This window comes from Mycobacterium sp. TH-M116 (assembly GCF_057473685.1).
In genome coordinates, this window is sequence record NZ_JBYCLC010000313.1 from 1 (window position 1) to 5632 (window position 5632).

Here is a 5632-nt window from a genome sequence, read left to right on the forward strand (position 1 = left end):
GTCGCGGCGTGCTTGCGCCCACGCGTAGGACGTCTTCAACGGCAGCGGCAGCGGCTCCCGCCGGCCCGTGTCGTAGAGCGCCACCAAGTCGCCCAGCACCGCCACCGGGTCCGGCGGCGCCACGAACAACCGTTGCGCGATGGTGTTTTTGGTCTTGCCGCGCCCGATGCCCACGGCGGCCCACTCACGGTCGGGCTGCTGCGCCGCCAGCGCGACCAGTGCGATCCACGACGCCAGCACATGCTTGGGCGCCAGCCTGGAGTAGGTCACCGACACCGGGCGCGCGCCGAAAACCGTTGTGACCGTTCCGGTGAGCCGGCGACCATTGCCCAGGGCGACGTCGACGTCGTGCGCCGCGGCGTCGCTGTCGCGGTGCCGCAAAGCCGCCACCGCCAGCTCGCGCGCGCGACCGCGGATCTCGGTGGCCGTGCGCATGCCGAGCCGGCCCGGCGGCAGCGTCCCGCGGCGCCACTCGGCCTGGGCGGCGTCATCCGGATGCATGCCGGCCAGCATGTCGTGGAGCATGCGCTCGCCGACCTTCCACTCCTGCAGCGCGCCGATCGCCACCGGCATCGCATCCTCGACGGTGTCGACGTCCCACGGCAGCGTCCAGTCCAGCGCGCGGAAGAATCCCTTGACCGGATCTTTGAAGAATTCCAGCAGGTCGGCTACTGAAACATCGGCGGCGGGCACCGCCGGCAGTGGCGTGCTGAGGAACGCCGCCGGCTCGCGACGCGTCTCGGTCGCGGCTTCGGCCGCTGCCAGTGCGGCGGGGTCGAACGTGAACGGCCGGCCGGGCACCAGGCCGCCCACCCTCACGTTGCGGACGTCGAAAGGTTGCAGCGGATGGCGGATCACCACCTGCTCGCGCACCGGTGCCGGTGTCGTCCGGTCCAGCGCGTCGAGCATCTCGGCCAGCGGCACCGCCGGCGGACACGGATGTCCGGCGTGCTCGTCGGCGCCGGTGTAGGTGACCACCAGGGTTTCGGCGGCCGCACCGATGGCGTCGAGCAGCAACTGACGGTCCTCCGAACGGATGTCGCGCTCGCCGGTGCGCGGGTCGCGGCCCAGCGCGTCGTCGCCGTCGGTGATGTCGTGCCGGGGGAACACCTTGTCGTCGAGCCCGACCAGGCACACCACCCGGTGCGGGACCGAGCGCATCGGAACCAGGGTGCACACGGTCAGCGTGCCGGTGCGGAAATTGGCCCGGGTGGGCCGCCCGGCCAGGTGCTGCTCGAGCAGGGCGCGGGCGTCGGCCAGCGCCAGCGGTGTCGAGCCGCGGGCACCGGCCTGCCCGAGCACCTCGGAGAACTCGCGCTGCAGCTGAGCCTGCTGCCAGGTGTCGTCGGGGCGGGTCAGCAGTGCGACCCCCTCGATCAGCGCGTCCAGCCAGCTGGTCAACGGTTGGGTGCCGCTGAGGTTGTCGGTGACGTGGTGCAGCCGTGCGACGAATTCGGCCAGCCGCCCGGCCAGTTCGACCTTGTTGCTGCCGACGTCGTCGAGCGGCAGCGCGGTGTCCAGCCACGCCCGCGAGTCGTCGGACATCGCCACCCCGGTCAGGATGCGGTCCAACCCGAAACGCCAGGTGTTGTGCACGACGTGGCCGAGCCCGTACGGCCGGCGGTGCTGCGGGTCGAATCCCCAGCGGATGTTGGATTCGCGCACCCAGTCGGTGATCGCGTCGAGGTCGTCGTCGGTGAGGTCGAACCGCGCGCGCACCGGTGCGGCCTGCGCGAGGTTGAGCACCTGGCCGGCGGTGGCCCGGGTGCCGGCGAGGGCCAGCAGTTCGGCGGCGACGCCCAGCAGCGGGTTGGTCTGGGTCAGCGCGCGGTCGGCCAGCCTGACCCGCAGCTGATGCGACGGGTGGCCCTCGCCCGCCGCCGTCTCGCCGAGCCCGAAGGCGGCGACGAACAACGGCGCGTAGTTCTCGATGTCCGGGCACATCACCACGATGTCGCGGGGCTGCAGGGTCGGATCGTCCTGCAGCAGGCCCAGCAGGACTTCGCGCAGCACGTCGACCTGACGGGCCGGGCCGTGGCAGGCATGCACCTGCACCGAGCGGTCGCCGGGCCGGGCCGACCGGCCGGCGGGACGCGGCGCGTTGGCCTCGATGTCGGATTGCAGCCAACCCAGCAGCGTGTCGGGTTTGGCCGCAGCGTGGAGAAATTCGTCGGTGGCCGGGCCGCTTGGCAGGCAGCGTTGGAGTTCGCGCAGGTCGCGTCCCAACGTCTCCAGCAGCGGGTGGTGCGCCGCGCCGCGGCTGTCGTCGTCGCACCGGGGCACGATGCCGTGCCGCCCGCCCAGTGCCCGCCACAGCGCGTCGCTGGGATGCGGCAGCCACAGGTGCAGATCGTGATGGGTGGACAGCGCCTCGAGCAGTTCGATGTCGGTGCACGCCAGCCGGGTGTGCCCGAACAGCGACAACCGCGCCGGCAGGTCAACCGGTCCCTCGCGCAGCCGGGCGACCGTCTTGTCGTGCCGGATGTGCGGAGGATCGGCCGACACGACGTCCACCAGCGCCCGCCATAGGTGCGGCTGCCAGGACAGGTCGGGGTCCACGCCGGCGGGGCCGCCGTCCAGCCACCCGGCCAGCAACTGGGGACGTTGCCGGGCGTAGGAGGCGAACAGGCCGGCCAGCCGGCGCGCCACCGCGTAGCGGCGGGCCCGGCGCAGCTCGGCCTCCAGTTCGTCGGTGTCGAAGTGGCCGAGATGTGTTGCCAGCGGGCGGCACCACGGTTGGTCCAGCGAACAGTCGATCACCTGCAGCAGCGGCCATGCCATGGCGTCGGGCGACCAGGGGTCGTCGTCGGCGGAGCCGGCGTTCCCGGAAATCACCGAGATCAGCGCCCCGGGGTTTCTGAACGTGACCCCGGCGCACACCCCGTCGTCGTGGCCGGGCCGGCGCCCGAGCGCGTGCGACAGCCGCTGGCTCAGCCAGCGCTCCACGCCGCGCGCCGGTACCAGCACCAGCTCCTGGGCGAACGGGTCCGGCAACGGGTCGGCCAGCAGGGCCGCGAGCCCGTCGGCCAGCAGGTCGGTGCGCCCGGCGCGGTGCAGGTGAAGCGCCATCGAACTGCACAGTAGCTGGCGGGACCGACAGGGCGCGGCCGTTGTCCCGCCCTGCTGCCCCAACTGCAGCGCCGGGAGAGGCTGACAAGAGCTGAAGCCTTTCGGCGCCTCGTCGAGTCGTAGGATCGTCTCCTGTGACCGAACACCGGGGTGACTACGGCATCGACGGTTCGTTTCACATCGTCTCGGCGCGCGGCCAGGCGGTGGGTATCGCCGCCCAGGTCGCGGCGCTGACGTTGTGGTCCCGGCTCAGCTGGACTCGGGGCAAGCGGACGACGGCGGCGCTGGCCGGGGCGTCTGCCGGGGCGATCGTCGCAAGTTCGGCCCTCTATCTGCATGCGACGCGGGCCGGCAAGTTCGACGTGTGGAACCGCCTGCTCGACGACCTGCGGCTGCGTGGCGACGAAACGGTCCTCGACCTCGGCTGTGGTCGCGGCGCGGTGTTGCTGTCCGCGGCCAAGCGGCTGCCGCGGGGACGGGCGATCGGCGTCGACCTGTGGCATGCCGACCAGACCGACAACTCATCGCGGGCCACGCTGGCCAATGCGGAACGGGAAGGCGTCGCCGACCGCGTCGAGGTGCGCACCGCCGACATCACCGCGCTACCGCTGGCGGACGCCAGCGTCGACGTCGTCGTCAGCAGCCTGGCCATCCACAACATCGCCGGACACGACGGCCGCCGGCGCGCACTCACCGAAGCCGTCCGGGTGCTGCGGCCGGGGGGGCGGCTCGTCATCGCCGACCTGTGGGAAACCCGCCGGCACGCTTCGCACCTGCGGGATCTGGGCTGGCAGGACGTGCGCCGCCGCGAACTCGGGTGGCGCATGTGGTACGGCGGTCCCTGGTCGGCCACGCGTGTGGTCACCGCGACCAAGCCGGCGTGACGCGGGCATGCTGGGGCCATGAACCGACACGAACTCACCGAACAGATCGTCCTGGCCCGCCTGGCGCGGGGGCTGAGCTGGCAGCAGCTGGCCGACGCCATCGGCAGGCCGGTGGTGTGGACCACCTCCGCGTTGCTCGGCCAGCATCCGATCCCCGCCGAATTCGGCGCGGTCCTGGCCGAGATGCTCGGCCTGGACGCGTCGGCGGTGCCGGTGCTGGCCGCGCCGCCGATGCGCGGCGGGCCGGCGGGCGCGGTGCCGACCGATCCCACGATCTACCGCTTCTACGAGGCGCTTCAGGTGTACGGGGGCGCCCTCAAGGAACTGATCCACGAGCAGTTCGGCGACGGCATCATGAGCGCGATCAACTTCAGCGTCGACATCCACCGCAAGCCGCACCCGTCCGGCGACCGCGTCGTCGTGACGTTCGACGGTAAATTCCTTCCGTACGAATGGATTTCAGCCCAAGACAACTGAAGTACGGAGGAGGTGGTTGGGGCGGTTGCCCGCCCGGCCGCCCTTGTCACTGCGGCCGCCGCCTACAGCCCGAACTCGGCTTCGATCCCGTCGATCCCGGCGCGAATCGCCGTGAGCGCGTCGGCGCGGGCGCGCAACTTGGTCGCGGCGTGGGCGTGCTGGTGCAGGCCGGTGAATTCCCGAGCGGCTTCCTCGGCGCGGTTGAGCACCATCTCCGGCAGCACGATCTCGTCGACGAAACCCGCGGCGACGGCGGTCTCCCCGAAGAACGTCTTGGCCAGCCCGGTGGCCTGCTGGTAGGCCGCAGGCGTCAGCCGCAGCTTCATGATCTCCAGGGCGGCGTACGGGATGGTCATGCCGATCGCGACCTCGTTGGCCTGGATGTTGCAGGCGTGGGCGGCCACCCGGTGGTCACCGGAGGTCAGCAGGAACGCCCCCATCGCGATGGCGGGGCCGGTGCAGGCCATCACGACCGGCTTCGGGTGGGACAGCAGCCGGTACGCCAGTTCGAACCCGCCCCGCAGCATGTCGATCGCCGGCCGCACCTCGCCGGAGGTCAGGATCTTCAGGTCGAACCCGCCACTGAACACCCGCTCGTTGCCGGCGATCACCACCGCACCGGCGTCCTCCTGCTCGGCCCGGTCGATCGCCTCGGCGAGCGCCTGCTGCATCGTCGGGCCCAGCGCGTTGACTTTGCCGTCGTCCATCCGGATGACGGCGACGGAATCCTTGAGGCTGTAGACGACCGGGCCGCTCATGGGTGCTCCTTCGATACGGACAGCGACGTCGATTCAATCAGATCGGGGCCGGGGCTCATGCCCGGCCGGCTGTCGGATGTCGTTCAGCCACCCATCACCATGCGCCACTGCTCCAGATCGGAGGCCCGGTACACGTAGTTGGAGCGCTTGACCTGCGACAGCGATGCGCTCGGATCGGCGGAGTACCAGTGCCCGGGGAACACCGTCGGATCTCCGGGCAGCGTGGCGAGCCGCTGCAGGCTGCGGTACATCTCGTCGGAGTCCCCACCCGGGAAGTCCGTTCGCCCGCACCCCTCCAGGAACAAGGTGTCGCCGGCGACCAGGCGGCCGTCGAGCAGGAAGCACTGGCTGCCCGGCGTGTGTCCCGGGGTGTGCAGCAACTCGATCTCGATATCCCCGACGGTGACCTTGTCGTGGTTCTCGTGGGTGGTCAACTCGCTCATG

At 71.3% G+C, this 5632-nt stretch carries 5 protein-coding genes; 2 read left to right on the forward strand and 3 right to left on the reverse strand.

The genetic code is table 11. The annotated features are described in order from the left end of the window. Positions 1-3069, reverse strand: a 3069-nt coding sequence (gene recC, locus AC2VOK_RS16260; RefSeq protein ID WP_428901405.1) for an exodeoxyribonuclease V subunit gamma, incomplete at its 3' end; no start/stop codon positions are given. Between the two features lie 134 nt (positions 3070-3203). On the opposite strand from recC, the gene AC2VOK_RS16265 reads away from it, so the two are divergent. Continuing rightward, complete coding sequence (locus tag AC2VOK_RS16265) at positions 3204-3953, forward strand: class I SAM-dependent methyltransferase (protein WP_428901406.1); 750 nt, start codon at positions 3204-3206, stop codon at positions 3951-3953. A gap of 18 nt (positions 3954-3971) precedes the next feature. Continuing rightward, positions 3972-4430 carry a cyanase gene (cynS, locus tag AC2VOK_RS16270; protein ID WP_428901407.1) on the forward strand — a complete coding sequence of 153 codons (459 nt, stop codon included), beginning with the start codon at positions 3972-3974 and terminating at the stop codon, positions 4428-4430. A gap of 62 nt (positions 4431-4492) precedes the next feature. Here the strand turns inward: cynS and AC2VOK_RS16275 are convergent, their stop codons facing one another. Together AC2VOK_RS16275 and AC2VOK_RS16280 are read right to left on the reverse strand one after the other, a co-directional pair. Then, positions 4493-5188, reverse strand: coding sequence for a crotonase/enoyl-CoA hydratase family protein (locus tag AC2VOK_RS16275; RefSeq protein WP_428901408.1), 696 nt, complete (start codon positions 5186-5188; stop codon positions 4493-4495). 83 nt (positions 5189-5271) lie between these two features. After that, positions 5272-5632: MBL fold metallo-hydrolase (locus AC2VOK_RS16280; protein ID WP_428901409.1), on the reverse strand; the 361-nt coding region annotated here is incomplete at its 5' end.